12 protein-coding genes are annotated in these 15554 nt (G+C 42.6%); 2 read left to right on the top strand and 10 right to left on the bottom strand.

Features of this window, described 5'->3' with window-relative positions:
- Nucleotides 1–247: 247 nt before the first annotated feature.
- The 10 genes from ftsA to ACT3QP_RS05230 all read right to left on the bottom strand — a co-directional run bounded on the left by ftsA (nucleotide 248) and on the right by ACT3QP_RS05230 (nucleotide 12946).
- Complete coding sequence (gene ftsA, locus ACT3QP_RS05275) at nucleotides 248–1540, bottom strand: cell division protein FtsA (protein WP_444524713.1); 1293 nt, start codon at nucleotides 1538–1540, stop codon at nucleotides 248–250.
- A 204-nt stretch (nucleotides 1541–1744) separates the two neighbouring features.
- A complete protein-coding gene (locus ACT3QP_RS05270; protein WP_444524712.1) occupies nucleotides 1745–2503 on the bottom strand; it encodes a cell division protein FtsQ/DivIB in 759 nt (252 codons plus the stop codon).
- 413 nt (nucleotides 2504–2916) lie between these two features.
- Nucleotides 2917–3843: a D-alanine--D-alanine ligase gene (locus tag ACT3QP_RS05265; protein WP_444524728.1), complete on the bottom strand. Its 927-nt coding sequence runs from the start codon at nucleotides 3841–3843 to the stop codon at nucleotides 2917–2919.
- Between the two features lie 105 nt (nucleotides 3844–3948).
- Nucleotides 3949–5388, bottom strand: a complete 1440-nt coding sequence (gene murC / locus ACT3QP_RS05260) for a UDP-N-acetylmuramate--L-alanine ligase (protein WP_444524711.1) — start codon at nucleotides 5386–5388, stop codon at nucleotides 3949–3951.
- 84 nt (nucleotides 5389–5472) lie between these two features.
- Nucleotides 5473–6558: an undecaprenyldiphospho-muramoylpentapeptide beta-N-acetylglucosaminyltransferase gene (murG, locus tag ACT3QP_RS05255; protein WP_192519556.1), complete on the bottom strand. Its 1086-nt coding sequence runs from the start codon at nucleotides 6556–6558 to the stop codon at nucleotides 5473–5475.
- 324 nt (nucleotides 6559–6882) lie between these two features.
- The gene (gene gshB, locus ACT3QP_RS05250) at nucleotides 6883–7854 is read right to left on the bottom strand and encodes a glutathione synthase (RefSeq protein ID WP_192519555.1); all 972 of its coding nucleotides are present in this window, start codon (nucleotides 7852–7854) and stop codon (nucleotides 6883–6885) included.
- 52 nt (nucleotides 7855–7906) lie between these two features.
- Nucleotides 7907–8644 carry an orotate phosphoribosyltransferase gene (gene pyrE / locus ACT3QP_RS05245; protein WP_444524710.1) on the bottom strand — a complete coding sequence of 246 codons (738 nt, stop codon included), beginning with the start codon at nucleotides 8642–8644 and terminating at the stop codon, nucleotides 7907–7909.
- Nucleotides 8645–8720: 76 nt separating this feature from the next.
- Nucleotides 8721–9716, bottom strand: a complete 996-nt coding sequence (locus tag ACT3QP_RS05240; RefSeq protein ID WP_192519517.1) for a hypothetical protein — start codon at nucleotides 9714–9716, stop codon at nucleotides 8721–8723.
- A gap of 167 nt (nucleotides 9717–9883) precedes the next feature.
- Nucleotides 9884–10723 (bottom strand): SDR family oxidoreductase, encoded by an 840-nt coding sequence (locus tag ACT3QP_RS05235; RefSeq protein ID WP_192519518.1) that lies wholly within the window; start codon nucleotides 10721–10723, stop codon nucleotides 9884–9886.
- 108 nt (nucleotides 10724–10831) lie between these two features.
- The gene (locus ACT3QP_RS05230) at nucleotides 10832–12946 is read right to left on the bottom strand and encodes an Lnb N-terminal periplasmic domain-containing protein (protein ID WP_444524709.1); all 2115 of its coding nucleotides are present in this window, start codon (nucleotides 12944–12946) and stop codon (nucleotides 10832–10834) included.
- A gap of 279 nt (nucleotides 12947–13225) precedes the next feature.
- Between ACT3QP_RS05230 and ampD the strand changes: the two genes are divergently transcribed.
- A complete protein-coding gene (gene ampD, locus ACT3QP_RS05225) occupies nucleotides 13226–13825 on the top strand; it encodes a 1,6-anhydro-N-acetylmuramyl-L-alanine amidase AmpD (RefSeq protein ID WP_192519520.1) in 600 nt (199 codons plus the stop codon).
- A 105-nt stretch (nucleotides 13826–13930) separates the two neighbouring features.
- Nucleotides 13931–15481 (top strand): murein biosynthesis integral membrane protein MurJ, encoded by a 1551-nt coding sequence (gene murJ / locus ACT3QP_RS05220; RefSeq protein WP_192519521.1) that lies wholly within the window; start codon nucleotides 13931–13933, stop codon nucleotides 15479–15481.
- Nucleotides 15482–15554 lie beyond the last annotated feature (73 nt).

Below are 15554 nucleotides of genomic sequence, written 5' to 3'. Positions count from 1 at the left end.
AAAAAGATTCTCCAGTTGCAGATAGCGTGATGATTAATACGTGGTAACGCACTCATATGGCGCACTATCGACATACTATATATAAATGTATTTAAATAAAATAGGGTTATGGCTTAATATTTCAGCGTAGATGACAATAGGTCATCATTACACAAATCATTACTTTTTATGTTACTTCATTTTTTGCTTACATAATCTAGGTCTATTCTACAAAGTATTAGCCTTCTTGGCATTTTATCAAGAAACACTATAGTATTTTTTTTAGTACACTAGCAAAACGTTGCCCCGCACTTTGAAAAATACTCGTGACTCTATTTTCTTGAAGGGCTTCAGGTTCACTTTTTTCACTACGACGAAACTGCTCGCTTTGACTATATAGTAGTGTACCAAATGCCGTTTGATAAGTACGATCGTTAACCTGAATATTCAACTGCTTAAATGATTCATCATTATCAAATTGGTTATACGCACTAATTGCAGGATGCGTATTGGTCAACACGACTGGCATTTTGAGTAATTTCTTAGCAAAAGGTATCATACCTTTAATCACGCTACCGCCACCGGTAAGAACGATACCTTTATCAATATAGCCAATTAAGTCGGCCTCATGTAGTTGACGAGCAACTTCCGTAAATATTTGGATATAACGAGCCTCGATAATACGAGCTAAATTATAAATATTGATATTGATCTCGTCACCTGACCCTTGTGGTTTAAAGATAAAGAATGAACTGGGATCAACACTATGTACATCAGCAGTACCATGAGTCTTTTTGAGCTTTTCAGCTTCAATCATTGAGATACCAAAGTCAGCAGAAATATCCATAGTAACTTCATGGCTACCAGTCGCAATACAATGGGTAAATATCAGTTTATTTTCTTTATAAACACAAATACTGGTAGTACTCGCACCAATATCTACCAAACACACACCCTGTTGGCGCTCATCACTCATTAGACTATATTCGGCACTGGTCACAGCATCAAAAACGATATGATCAATACCAACGTCACAGCTTTGCAGTAACTTCTGAATATTTTGGCGACTCGATACTGGCATCATCATCATGTGATACATCACAGTAATATTATTCGCCATCGTTTCGATTGCATCATCAACTATAAAATCTTGATCGTTGACATAAATACCTTGCTGACAACAATGCATCAAGTAATAGTCTGATGGTAGATCTCGTGACTTAGCGTTTGACAAAGCTTGTACCATATCTTTAGCACGTACTACGTCATCTTCTACTTGCACTTCACCTGCACTATTTTTGCTAAATAACTCAGGTGTTGCCAATGTCAGCCACACACTATGCACACGGCAATTGGCTGTATCTTCTGCTTCTTGAATGGCTTGCTTAATAGCCCCCTGCAAACGTTCCCGATGCTTTATTTGACCTTGATAAAAATCACTATTTTTAACTTGTCCCACGCCCAAAATGCGGATGTCCTTTGCAGAGACAACGCTACCGATAACGACATAGACTGCCGTGGCACTTAGATGGACAACAACCAGATTTTCAGTATTTTTCATGGTACCAGACAAATTATTATCGCTAAACAGGAGACCAAATGACGTCTCCATTAGATCATTTAAAAAAGCGCTATCAATACACTGTAATGTAGTGTATTCAGTGCTAAATACTATCGAAACTGCTGAAACTAAAACAATAAACCTTTATTATTTTTTGCTTACTACTATCTATACTCTTTCATGAACCTATGGCTTTACTATTTTTTAAGAAATAGTAAAGCCATTTTTATAACGCAAATCTACCGATTGAATCTCATCTTTACGCTCGCCTAGTTGGTTACTAAGCAACTGACTCAAATTTAATAGCTTTTGTGCAGTATTTTCATTGTCTACAATAATACGTAGCCCGCTATCAAAACGAATCAACCATGTCATTCTTGGCGACAAAATAATATCTTCGACTTGCATACCAAGTGGCGAATACCAATCATTGACTTGCTGCATCTGCTGCATAATGACTGGTGCTTGACGTATTTCACCTTGCAAAGTAGCAAATTTTTCTTGCCTCAAATCTCTGCTATCAGCAGGAACAAATACAGCACCTTTTGCATCAACCAAACGTTCTGTACCGAAATTCGCCACTGCTTGTTTAGGTAGTGCAGTCACGACAATGCCACGCTGCCAATCACGAGAAACGCTCACTTGATCAACCCAAGCCAAACCAATAGATATATCTCTCAATGCCTGCAGATCAGAGGTAAAAAAACTGCTCACCTCTTGCTGATCCATTATTTGTTGCAATGAGCGATATTGAACGTCTGTCAAACCTTCATGATTAACATGAATAGCAGCTGGCGGCGCATCACGTAATGCTTTCCCACCCATAATCAATATGAGTACTAGCAATCCTAGTACCATGGCCATAAAAAAGTATTTGACCGTGTTTGGTACTTGGAGCTTGTTTTGTGGGCGACGGGTTTTATCACTCATCAAGTCAGTTACCTCGTTGACAGTTTGAGCCATAACGACCTTTACCCCTATATTTGCATCATAATGATCATGCTAATTATTAATTTGAGTATGCCTATAGTGCGCAGAAGCCTATTGAGTCGATATATTATCAAAGTCTTTGACTAAAACAATTTATATGATGCTATTAAACACATTTAAACGTAACATTTTTCTTAACTTACGGCTTACATTCACAAAATAACATAAACATTGTCCATAGTGGCCTATAACATACAATATTAACGTATTTTATGATCAAACAATAGCCTAACGCTTACTGGTAACAACGAATTTACACAAGTTTACATGAAGCTGTGGTATAGCAGTTCTAGCGATACATTAACGTATGCGTATCCCTATTTTTAACATGGCAATATGCTTTAGACTTGTTCGAATCAATATATGTACCAGCAGTGAAAGCTTCACTATAACGTTTGCGCCAAAATATGCCAGCACAGAGTATCAAAGTCCATACCTCGAGCTTTAGCAGCCATCGGAACCAAGCTGTGACTGGTCATACCTGGTACCGTATTGATTTCAAGTAACCAAAAATTTCCTGCAGCATCTTGCATAGCATCAATACGACCCCATCCTTTTGCTTCAACGGCCCTAAATGCTGCTAGACTCAAATCCTGTAAATGTTTTTCATCGGTAGCGCTCAACCCACAAGGAATATAATAGCTCGTATCATTACGGTTATATTTGGCTTCAAAATCATAAAAATTCTTAATATCAGCCGGCTCTAGGCGAATAACGGGATACGCCTCATCATCGATAATGACAATGGTAAACTCGCGCCCAGTGATCCAACGCTCAGCCATTACCGCATCACCGCACTGCACAGCAGTTGCATAAGCAGCAGGAAGCTCATCAAGATTATTGACTTTCGTCATACCAATACTTGAGCCTTCGTGAACTGGTTTGATAATCAATGGTAGTCCTAGCATGTTGACCACTTGCTGCCAGTCAGTATCTGCGGTCAGTAATGAAAATGGTGCTGTTGCCAAACCACAACCTTGCCACAACTGCTTGGTACGTACTTTGTCCATACCCAGTGCTGATGCCAAGATTCCTGAACCAGTTTGTGGAATATCGAACCATTGCAACACGCCTTGCAACAAACCATCTTCGCCACCGCGACCATGCAAAACGTTGAACACGCGATCATACGCACGTAACTCAGTGATGTCTTGATGCTTAGGATCAAAATGCGTGGCATCAACTCCTTGGTTCTGTAATGCCTGCAATACCGCTGCACCACTGTCTAAAGAAATAATACGCTCATTACTACTGCCACCGTAGACGACTGCAACTTTACCAAACTGACTAGCATCTTTTACATTACTGTTCATATTGTTTGAAACCGCTGCATCTTCAGCAGTATCTATGGCTTCATGTTTTGTATTCTTCTGATCATTATTTGTCGTCATGAGGACAGTTCCTAAAGTTCTTTTAGCTTACTTGATGTAAAGGTTATTTGCAGCCAAATCAACAGCGATCTGTCCTACATTACCAGCACCTTGGGTAATCAGCATATCATTGGCTTTCAATAAACGCTGCATTACAGGCGCCAAATTGTCTTTATCTACAATCGTCGGCTCAACTTCACCTCGCAAGCGAATACTTCGTGCCAGTGATTTGGTATCAGCGCCTGCAATCGGGGTTTCACCTGCTGAATATACATCTAACAATAGTAGCTCATCGACGCTTGAGAGTACTTCAACAAAATCATCATAGCAGTCACGCGTACGACTGAAACGGTGTGGCTGAAATAACATGACTAAGCGACGATCAGGGAAACTTTGACGGGCAGCTTTGATAGTTGCATCGACTTCTTTTGGATGATGACCATAATCATCAATCAATAGAACATTACCATCATCAATATCTACAGAGGCCTGTTGCTCAAATCGGCGACCCACACCTTCGAACTTCTGGAGTGCACGGGTAATCGCTGCATCATCAACTCCTTCATCGGTCGCCATGGTTATAGCGGCCAGTGCATTATAAACATTGTGAGTACCAGGGATATTGAGTGTCAAACGTAATGGTTCACGGTCACGGCGCAAAACAGTAAAGTGCGTCTTGGTACCTTCAGTGACTAGATCAATACCCTGTACATCATTAAAAGGCTCGAGTCCGAAGGTTAATACAGGTCGACCGATGTCATCAATCATCGCGTAAAGTTCTGGGTCATCACCGCATACCACTGCCAAACCATAAAACGGCATGTTTTGTAAAAACTGAATATAAGCCGCTTTTAGCTTATCAAAACTGTTCTCATAGGTTTCCATATGATCTTGATCGATATTGGTCACAATCGCAGCCATAGGATGTAAAGATAGGAACGATGCATCAGATTCATCGGCTTCTGCAACTAAAAAACGACTGCTACCTAGTGCCGCATTTTTACCAGAGGCATTTAATTTACCACCGATGACATATGTAGGATCGAGCTGACCTTCTGCCATCATCGTAGTGAGCAAACTAGTCGTTGTGGTCTTACCATGCGCACCTGCAACAGCAATACTGTGGCGATAGCGCATTAACTCGCCCAGCATATCCGCGCGGCGTACCACTGGCAAGCGAGCCTCAAGCGCAGCTTTAATCTCAGGGTTACTACGGTCAATCGCTGATGATACGACGATAACATCCGCATTGGCGATGTTTTTTGAGTCGTGACCAATGGATATATCAACACCAATTTGCTGTAGACGACGTGTAACTACACTCTCAGCAATATCAGATCCACTGACTTCATACCCTTGATTACTCATCACCTCTGCAATGCCACACATTCCTGAACCACCAATACCTACAAAGTGTAAATGCTGAATACGGCGCATTTCTGGTATTTCAATCAAACGCTTAGGTAAAGCTTTTGCAGAAGTAGGCATAAGAAATTCTCTTTATTAAAGGCGAGTAAAATGTAGTAAATTAAAATAATTGGTCATAAAAATAGCCGCTGATAGAATCACAAACTATAGGGCTTGCCAAATAATATCAGCAACCTGCTTACTGGCACTGCGATTGGCAAGAGCGTGACCTTTTTTGGCCATTGCTAAACAGCTCGCTCTATCAAGGGAAGAAAGCTCTTCACTCAAACGCTGTGACGTAAGCTCTGACTGGGGCAATAAAATCGCGGCATCATGTGAAGTTAGTGTCTTAGCATTGGCAGTTTGGTGATCGTCAACGGCATGTGGTAGCGGCACAAAAATAGCGGCGATACCGACATTCTGAATTTCCGTCACCGTCAATGCACCTGCGCGGCAAACAATAATATCAGCCCAATTATATGCTGCCGCCATATCATCGATAAACGGCTGTACGACAAACTTATGAATGCTTAAATCCTGCTCATCATAAGCCGCTTGTGTGGCTGCCTCATTATTACGACCACATTGGTGACGCACTTCAAAAGCATGATTCATCAGTGCCAATGATTTAGGCACTGTCTCATTCAATACTTGCGCGCCAAGTGAGCCACCAACCACAAGTAATTTAAGCGGTGAGCTATCATTGACATCATAGCGCACGGTTGGTTCATCGACCCCAGTAATAGCATTACGTACTGGATTACCAACTGTCTCTAATTTTGCATCAAGCTCACTATTGGCAAACGTATCCTCAAAGGCTTGCAATACTTTGGTCGCCATCTTAGACAAATAACGATTACTCATGCCAGCGATGGCATTTTGCTCATGGATAATCAGTGGCGTCTTGGTCAACCGTGCGGCAATACCACCAGGCGCGGTCACATAACCACCAAAGCCGACAACAATATCAATCTGATTGTTACGAATTACTTTTATAGCAGCCATCGTCGCTGCCAACAAAGTCACTGGCAGCTTTAATAAGCGCCCTATTCCCTTACCACGTAACCCTTGCATGTCGATAGCATGAAAACTATAGCCAGTTGGTTGAACCAAGCCATTTTCCATACCATTTGGGGTGCCTAACCAATGGATAACAGCACCGCGCTGAGTCAATTCTTCAGCCACTGCCAATGCAGGGAAAACATGCCCGCCTGTACCAGCAGCCATCATTAATATATGCGGTGTCTTCATGTATATCTGCCTATCTTTTTTGTTTATATAAAGAACTTATTACTCTACCAACATTCAAATCATCAACAAATAACGACTCTATAAAATATCGCATAGTATAGTGTAAATAGTGAGCTTATATATAGTATTTTATTCATTATCAATAACAAAAATCCAAGTCGTGAGTAACCGCGACTTGGCTTTGATAAACATGGTGAGACAATGATAAAGTCGCTCTTATTTATAGCGTATCAATACAACATACTAGCATAACCATTTTTTACCATTGTTCAGATACCTTAAAAATAAATCACTCTATTATTGCTAGAGCCAGCACTCAGTTGCTCAAATGACCAATTTATTTTCAATAGCAATGATAAAGTCGGTTGCAATATCTGTACCGCACTGATCATCAATCTCGCGTACACAGGTCGGACTAGTGACATTAATCTCAGTGATACGGCCACCGATTAGGTCCAAACCAACGAACATTAGACCTTTTTCCTTAACGATCGGTGCAACCACTTCAGCTACTTGGCGCTCAACGTCCGTTAACGGCATAGCCACACCGCGACCACCAGCAGCCAGATTACCTCGGGTTTCGCCTTTGCTCGGAATACGAGCCAACGAATAGTCCACTACTACCCCATCGACAATGAGTACACGCTTGTCACCATCTTTGATTTCTGGTAGATAACGCTGTGCCATGATGGGTAATGTTTCAAGCTCTGTGAGCATCTCAAGCGTGGCACCAATATTGGGACTATCAGCAGTTAAACGAAAAATCCCTGTGCCGCCCATACCATCTAACGGTTTGACGATAACGTCTTGCTGCTCAGTGATGAACTTGCGAATATGTGCTTGTTTGCTGGTCACAATCGTTGGGCTCATATAGTTGCTAAACCAAGTGGCAAACAGTTTCTCATTACAGTCACGAATCGCTTGTGGATCATTGACCACTAATACGCCTGCAGCTTTGGCATGATCGAGCATATAGGTCGTATAGATAAAACGCATATCAAACGGTGGATCTTTACGCATCAAGATCACATCATAGTCGCCCACTGGCCCTGTTGCTTTATCGCCCAATGTATAAAAATCTGTAGGATCACGCTTCACTTTAAGCGGCTGTGTATCAACCATCAACTGACCACGGTCCAACCACAAGTCATGAATCTGACAGTAACCAAGCTGATGTCCGCGATCTTGAGCGGCCCACATCATGGCTAGGCTGGTGTCTTTTTTATAGTTAACCTGCTCAATAGGATCCATAATGACGAGTATATTTAGCGATTTTTCTTGTTTTGGTTGGCTCATGATAAGACTCACTTACGTTATATTGTTAATATGAAACGAACTCAGTGCCCAACTATACGCCGTACTGCTCACGATAGTGCTGCATTTTTGCCAGCTGGGTCGCGTCTTTATGCTGGCCGTTTTGTGCACCATGGTCATCTGCTAAATAACTGATTAAATCATCAATATCGACAAGTGCACGTACTGGCACTTCTAATGTTGAGGCCAGCTCTTGAATGGCAGAATGATCGCTTTGGCCTTTTTCTTTACGATCAAGCGCAACGATAATACCTGCAACGCTCGCACCCGCTTGTTCTAAAATCTCAACGACTTCACGCATTGCCGTGCCAGCTGTAATGACATCATCAAGCACCCAAACCGCTTTGCCACTGACATCAGCACCTACCAAATTACCACCTTCGCCATGGGTTTTGGCCTCTTTGCGGTTATAACCCCATTTAGCATTGATACCATGATGCAACCACAATGCTTGTGCCGTTGCAGCCACAAAAGGAATGCCTTTGTACGCAGCACCAAAGATGACCAACTCTTGCACATCTGCGCCGTTATTTGCTTCAGCCACTTGCGCTGCCAATGCATCAGCATAGCCACGTGCTAATAACGATAACATCTCACCGCTAGCAAGCAAACCGGCATTAAAAAAATACGGACTGATACGACCAGACTTGAGGACAAACTCACCAAATTTGAGAACTTGATTGTCTAAAGCCAATTGAATAAATTGATGAGAGGAGAAAGAAGGGTGTTGAGTATTAGGCATTGAAGTATTAGACACTAAAGCATTGGACATGAAGGCATTCCTATTGGAAAAAAAAGGACGAAAAATTTGCATTATTGTACGCATTATTAGTCAGCTTGACCAACCATTAACTTAACCAGCCATTGATATCGTAGTCTTGCATATTGGGATAACGAGTCAGCAAACCGCTGCGTGATGAGAGGTTAAAGTAACATTGTCCGTCATGACTCACTTGTATCTCCCAGCCCAAATGATAAGCAGCAACAATAATATGTCCTGAAAAAACTCGTATCTGACGATACACATGACGCTGTGATGGCTCACAAATCACCTGACTGAGCAGGTAGCTGCGTATATGCTGACAAATTTGCGCCGCACTATAGCTGTGGTTGATGCTTTTACGCGTACTACATTGTTTTAAAACATGCAAAGCAGCACTACACGCCATGATATCAGTAGCCAGACTACCCTTGCCTGTCTCAAACTGCTGCGGCTGCAAAATCACTTGCCAATCATCTGCATAAAGACTATTTAGTAGCTCATCGGGATTATAACGTTTGGTCAATGCACGTAGCGATGCGCCGTTATTTTCGACATTAGTATTATTCAGCTCAGAATTTGATGAACTATCAACAAGTGAAAAACCATAACGCTGCAGCTTTGGATAAGCATGAAGCGCTTTCTGAATATCTGACATATCTAACAATATCATGTCAGTTAGAGGTACTAATAATGGCTGCTCGCTATGATTATGATAAAAACTGTCTGGAAACTCAGCCAAATTAGCGGCACGCAGCAGCGACAAGTGATCCCTCAAGTCTTCTGAAGCAATTAATGCCCATTTAGATAAATTGTCTTTGTTACGCTGAGAAAAACGCGCCGCATTACCGTATAACCGGCGGAGCTGACCATTAAGACGACGTGTAGGCTCTGGAATATCAGTCAAAGGCCTTGCAGGGTCAAGTGGTGATTGCTTTGGATCAAAGTTAGGGTGCACGATAGCTGGTCGCTTACTATCAGAAAAAATAGGCGATTGCTCAGCGTTGCCTTCTGCAAGCTTACCGCCTACCGCCGTCATATCAGTAGTAGCTAAGCGATTATCAGAAGTAGAAGGCTGGGTCATGAAATCTCCATAGATTACGAAATATAAAACAAATAAGGCAAATCAGGTCCAACGGTCATCTTATACCATCCACAAAATTTGGAGTAGCGAGAAACATAAGCGCTAGTACCACACATTGTCATCTAAACAAGCTTGGACACGATGATGCTTACTTTTTTGGTATAGCATTATGCTTGATGACGCAAAATATCACGGTAACCTACTTGCCAATCAGGATAATCCAGCCAAGCTAATGGAATATTGCTATGCAAGCGTTTTCCCGTAACTGCTGTTTTTTCATCGTCAATCATAGGTGATGTCTCACCTACTTGTTGACTTAACCAAACGCCTAACTCCAATGTGGTGACGGGCGCATAGTCAGTGGCTAAATAGATTGGTTGTGGCACCTCTATCGTCATTACTTTTGCAATAATATTAATCAAATCACGATCCATGATTCGGTTGCTCCAATGTGCCTCAGCCACTGGCTCTTTATGTTTCTCTTTGGCTTTACGTAGGCGCATTAAGCGTGCTCGGCCATAAATACCACTAGGACGAATAATAATGGCTTTATGACCAAATCCTTGTTGCAATGCTTGTTCCGCTTGCAATATCACTCTTGAGGCTTCACGCTCAGGAGTAAGTGGCTTAGTATCTACATCGATCCACTCGCCATCATTTTGTCCATAAACACCTGTTGAGGAGATAAAAACAACACGCGACAGATTGGGCAGCTGAGGTTCAAGCGTTGCCAAATGCTGACAAATAGCAAGGTAGCTATCGTGATAACCGCTGGCCGAATACTCATCAGGAGTCACAATAATGGCAATATGAGTGAAGTCTTGCAACTGCTGACTGGTCAAACTCAACGCATCCTCTTGCATAAACTGTACTGTGTCATCTAGCTCATAATTATACCGTTCACCACGAGCCAGTCCTGTGACATTCAAACCGTCCTGTGCAAGCTTATTGGTAACTGGCAAACCAATATCACCTTGACCTATAATCAGTAAATTTTGCTTACCCATCATATACCCCTTATTTAGCAAAACGTCTGATGATAATACCAATAGTCACACTCAAAAAATACTAGACCCTGTCCTCATTTTGAAAACCATTATAAAAGCCACTAAACTCTAAAAATAACGCCTATATGACAGCTGTATGTCTTCATTGGCATCGATACGGTCTTGCCACTCATAGTTGGCATTGATACGTAGCGCCTGTTTTTTATCGATATCGTATTGCAGACCGATTGTCGAAATCGGCTGCCAATAGTGATCTCGTACGTCAGACACGCCGCTATTGCCATGATACCAATATGGTAGTTGCAATTCAGCCTGTGCACGTAACTGATTGTTAACCTGATAACGGCAACCTGCATTCACACCTGCGCCGATACGAACGCCTTTACTAATACCGCGACCTGCCTGCGTCGTCCCTGATAAAAAAGCATAGCACAACTGCGATGGTATCTCGCCAGTACCCACATTCGGAGTTCCAAAGGCCCAAGACCAGCCCGACTCATAGCCCACACTACCTACTAGATGATCGGTACCATCCTTCTGCGAGCCATCATTGATGCGTGTCGCCTCGATACTTGCACCCCACGATTTTCCTGTCTTAGCAGAATTAACGGGATTAAAAGAACGACCGCGAATTAACGTGGCATTTTGCAAGACGATATTTTTTGGCTGATTGTCTTTATCACTGTCCGTGTCATATAGACGTAAGGTCGCAGCCAAGCCTTCTAAATTAAAAAACTGTGGATACCCTGAAGTGGAGTCTAGGGTGTCATGGAAGCCAGCTCTCACCCCAAGATCAATATAATCGTTATCACTGCGCTGCCCTATAGCAATACGGCTCAGGTTTAAGGGATGACGATCCACTGGATTATTATCCGACACAGCGATACGCCGCTGCTGCAATGTCTGACCATCGGCTAATATACTTGAGATAGGATTGAGCTGCGCAGATTTAATCTCGTTTATAGTCTGTTCTGCACTATTATGGTAGCCCAGTTGCTTACGTTGCTGCTTGCTCTCATTAAGCTGTGATTGGCGTAAGGTACTATCTGCTGGCGTGTAAATAGTACTGGCGAGCAAGCCCTCTTTATCAAGTAACTGCACCACATCCGAGGGAACGACGGCATACTGTAATCGACTTAATAAATGCTGCTGCGGGCGCACCACATCAATTAAGCGCAACACTTCAGACGCGCAATTATCTGTGGTGAAATAATAGGGTAGCTTCAAATCTTTGGTTTCCCAAACGTGCAACATAATTTGCTGAACTTCGCTCGGTGTCAGATCCAGCTGATAGGTCCACGTATCGCGCTCATCTCCTTGTAGATAATTAGCGAGCTTTTCAGGATAAGGGTCAATCTCAATAAGGCTATCATAAGCACCGATCACTGACTTGACAGAGTATGCCGGAAAGCTATCCTCAGGATTGCCATCTACCGTATAATTCAGCGCATAAGCGTGCTGGATTTGATTGGGATCGGCCGCGCTTTCTTTTGAGTCGATACGCAGCAGAGTATGAGCAAACGCTGAGAGCGGATTGTCTAAATACTCCTGTGCGAACATGAGGGACAGCTGCTCAGGTGCAATCGTTTGCATCCACTCATCTAGCTCTGGACAATCAACTTGTAGCGCTGGGTCGTCGATATTCAAGGTATCAGTTAGCCATTGTACTCGCGCAGGAAAACGGCACAGTACCGAGTTGCTATTGTTAACAGTCATCGCTGTTTCATTTGCAAGCGCAACGAGCATGGCATCAAGTTCCGCTGCTGAATCGCTGCGACCATTTTTACTTAAGAAAAAATCAGCATCATCAACCATGCTCGTTTGTTTTTTCTTACCAATTAACTTCTTTTGATCATCAAAGAAATACAATAACCGTCGCCAAGTTGTATGCTGTGCTAGATTCTTTGTTTCTGCCTGTTTGCGCCACACAGCTAGCAACGATTGGGTATTACCGTCTTTTTTACCTAGCATCGTTTGTGTACTTTGAACGTTTGCTTCAGCACCATTATATGGTGCGTTATTGCTAGGTGCGGTATCACTATTTATTGTCGTTTGTGGCTTATCTGCCAGCTCTCCTGTGGTAACTAGCAGTTCTGGCGTTGGCAAAAAAGCTTGTGCTTGTATAGAAAATAGTAATCCAGTGATAGCAAATGACAAACAAGCTCGTTGGCAAGTTGCTGTTAAGGTACAATCAACAGATAGAAAAGCGGGCTGTTTAGACATAGGATAAAACCTCAGATGTTATTATTCATACGCCGATTGCGTGATTAAGAATTGGAAAGTAATGCCTGCTGAGTCGTCAAATCAAATAACTTAAAAAGCCATATTCGCTTTAGACCGCTTAAGCATCCACGTCACTTTTGCTATTATTTTATAAAAAAGTGATCACAATAAATCATCTATAGCACATCTATTAGGGCGTGCCTAGAACTGCCTGAGCGATCAGCAGTGCCGACTTGTGAATGATCAACACGCCTTAGTACTATTATAAAAGAGAATATCATGACCACAGCAGCATCAATGACTATCAAAGACGGCTTACTATCTGCAGCCACATGGCTTGCGTCACCAAATAAAAATATGAGACCGACAGATATCAGTATCGACACTATTGTCATTCATAATATTAGCTTGCCACCCAATGATTTTGGCGCATGTAACTCTGATGGCATACCCTATGTAAAGGCGTTGTTTACCAATCAACTGGACTGGAATGCCCATCCTTATTTTAAATCAATCGAAGGGGCGGAAGTTTCAGCGCATCTATTTATTGAGCGCGATGGAACCATTACTCAGTTTGTAAACTTTAACGAACGCGCTTGGCATGCGGGTCGATCAAGCTATTTAGGTCGACCTGAATGTAATAATTATAGCATTGGCATCGAGCTTGAAGGGTCAGATTTTATGCCTTTCACTCAAGAGCAATACGATACGCTAGCACCAGTTATCGCAGCTATATATGATGCTTACCCCAAAACACGTCGTCATGTGACAGGCCATAGCGATATCGCACCAGGCCGCAAAACCGATCCCGGTGATTTTTTTGAATGGCCAAAGCTGCGTGAGATGGTCGCCCATAGCCTAATTGATAGCAAACTCTAAGTTATATTCCACACTCAATCCATTTATCTCGATTATGAAAATGCTATAATTCGTCAATTTTTTGACACCAGTAAGTCAGCAAACAACTTAGCAAAATAGGTTCTCATGGCAAAAAGTCGGTTATTTCGTTCAACTATGGTGGTCAGCAGTATGACCATGTTGTCTCGTATTTTAGGTCTAGTACGCGATATCGTATTGTTGGGTGCCTTTGGCGCTGGTGGTTTGATGGATGCTTTTTTGGTCGCCTTTAAGATACCGAACTTTTTACGCCGGCTGTTTGCAGAAGGTGCCTTCAGTCAGGCCTTCGTCCCTGTACTATCCGAATATAAAGAAAAATATAGCCTACAGCAGGTACAGATTTTAGTTAGCCGCACATCAGGTGCACTATTAATGGCTCTGTCCATGCTGACGGTAGTGGTTATCTTAATTGCACCTTGGGTCGTAACCTTGTTTGCGCCAGGCTTTGCGGATCAACCAGATAAGTTTGCGATTACGACTGAACTGCTGCGTCTGACTTTTCCTTATTTACTGTTCATTTCTATGACCGCTTTTGCGAGTGGCATATTACAAAGCTACGGACGTTTTGCGGCACCAGCGTTTGCCCCTGTGTTATTAAACTTGTGCATGATTGGCGGTGCGCTGATTTTTGCGCCTATGTTTGATACCCCTATCATGGCGCTCGGCTATGCGGTTGCTATCGCAGGTTTGCTCCAGTTTTTGATACAACTGCCGCAGCTATGGCAACAAAAGCTACTAGTTGCACCAAAGATAGACTTTCAGCATGAAGGTGTTCGCCGTATTTTAAAGCTTATGCTACCTGCTATCTTTGGTGTCTCTGTCACGCAGATTAATTTATTGCTCAACACTGTGTTTGCGTCATTAATGATTGGCGGTTCGGTGTCTTGGCTCTATGCTGCAGAGCGTATGAGTGAGTTACCGCTAGGGTTAATCGGGGTGGCGATAGGCACGGTTATCTTGCCAAGCTTGTCGAAAAGCGAGGCTCAAAAAGACGATGTAAGTTTTAAAAAGACCCTTGATTGGGCAGCACGCTTGATTATATTGGTTGGACTTCCAGCAGCAGCTGCCTTGTTTATGCTAGCAGATGTACTTATGCAGTCCTTATTCATGCGTGGTGAATTTACTTTACAGGATTCACAGATGAGTGCGCTGGCGCTACGGAGTATGGCAGGCGGTATCTTAGGGTTTATGTTAATCAAGATATTTGCACCTGCCTTTTTTGCGCGTCAAGACACCAAAACACCGGTGAAAATCGGTATTATTTCCGTGTTTGCCAACATGATTTTTAGTATTATTTTTATCAGTATCTTTTACTTTTTAGAGATACCGCTACATGGTGGTCTAGCATTGGCGACAACTGGTGCCGCATTTGTAAATGCAGGCTTACTGTATTACTTCTTACATAAGCGTGATATCTTCCGCTTTGGTAGCCACTGGAAAAAACTGTTTGCTCAGTTTGTAATGTCTACCAGTGCCATGGTTGGTATGCTTTATGTCATGCTACCCTACTTCCCTACCAATGATGCTCAGTGGAAACGCATAGTAGCTCTACTGATTATGTGTGCAGTAGGCGCGCTGGTTTATGGTGTGGTATTACTGGCCACAGGCTTCCGTCCTCGTCAGCTAAAGCACGGATAGACAGAGATAGAGCAGGTTTTCACTTACCAAACCAAAACAAGCTTGGTATGAGAGTTGACAATATACAATGCAA

Origin of the sequence: Psychrobacter sp. AOP7-B1-24 (genome assembly GCF_052376215.1) — a bacterium.
In the GTDB taxonomy this organism is placed as follows: domain Bacteria; phylum Pseudomonadota; class Gammaproteobacteria; order Pseudomonadales; family Moraxellaceae; genus Psychrobacter.
Note: the sequence above shows the minus strand (reverse complement) of the source record. Positions and strands in the feature narration are given on the sequence as shown.

What these genes read in the sequence shown, in the direction of transcription:
- ftsA (WP_444524713.1), bottom strand. Translation starts at nt 1,540, where the DNA reads ATGAAAAATACTGAAAATCTGGTTGTTGTCCATCTAAGTGCCACGGCA.
- ACT3QP_RS05270 (WP_444524712.1), bottom strand. Translation starts at nt 2,503, where the DNA reads ATGGCTCAAACTGTCAACGAGGTAACTGACTTGATGAGTGATAAAACC.
- ACT3QP_RS05265 (WP_444524728.1), bottom strand. Translation starts at nt 3,843, where the DNA reads ATGAACAGTAATGTAAAAGATGCTAGTCAGTTTGGTAAAGTTGCAGTC.
- murC (WP_444524711.1), bottom strand. Translation starts at nt 5,388, where the DNA reads ATGCCTACTTCTGCAAAAGCTTTACCTAAGCGTTTGATTGAAATACCA.
- murG (WP_192519556.1), bottom strand. Translation starts at nt 6,558, where the DNA reads ATGAAGACACCGCATATATTAATGATGGCTGCTGGTACAGGCGGGCAT.
- gshB (WP_192519555.1), bottom strand. Translation starts at nt 7,854, where the DNA reads ATGAGCCAACCAAAACAAGAAAAATCGCTAAATATACTCGTCATTATG.
- pyrE (WP_444524710.1), bottom strand. Translation starts at nt 8,644, where the DNA reads ATGTCCAATGCTTTAGTGTCTAATACTTCAATGCCTAATACTCAACAC.
- ACT3QP_RS05240 (WP_192519517.1), bottom strand. Translation starts at nt 9,716, where the DNA reads ATGACCCAGCCTTCTACTTCTGATAATCGCTTAGCTACTACTGATATG.
- ACT3QP_RS05235 (WP_192519518.1), bottom strand. Translation starts at nt 10,723, where the DNA reads ATGGGTAAGCAAAATTTACTGATTATAGGTCAAGGTGATATTGGTTTG.
- ACT3QP_RS05230 (WP_444524709.1), bottom strand. Translation starts at nt 12,946, where the DNA reads ATGTCTAAACAGCCCGCTTTTCTATCTGTTGATTGTACCTTAACAGCA.
- ampD (WP_192519520.1), top strand. Translation starts at nt 13,226, where the DNA reads ATGACCACAGCAGCATCAATGACTATCAAAGACGGCTTACTATCTGCA.
- murJ (WP_192519521.1), top strand. Translation starts at nt 13,931, where the DNA reads ATGGCAAAAAGTCGGTTATTTCGTTCAACTATGGTGGTCAGCAGTATG.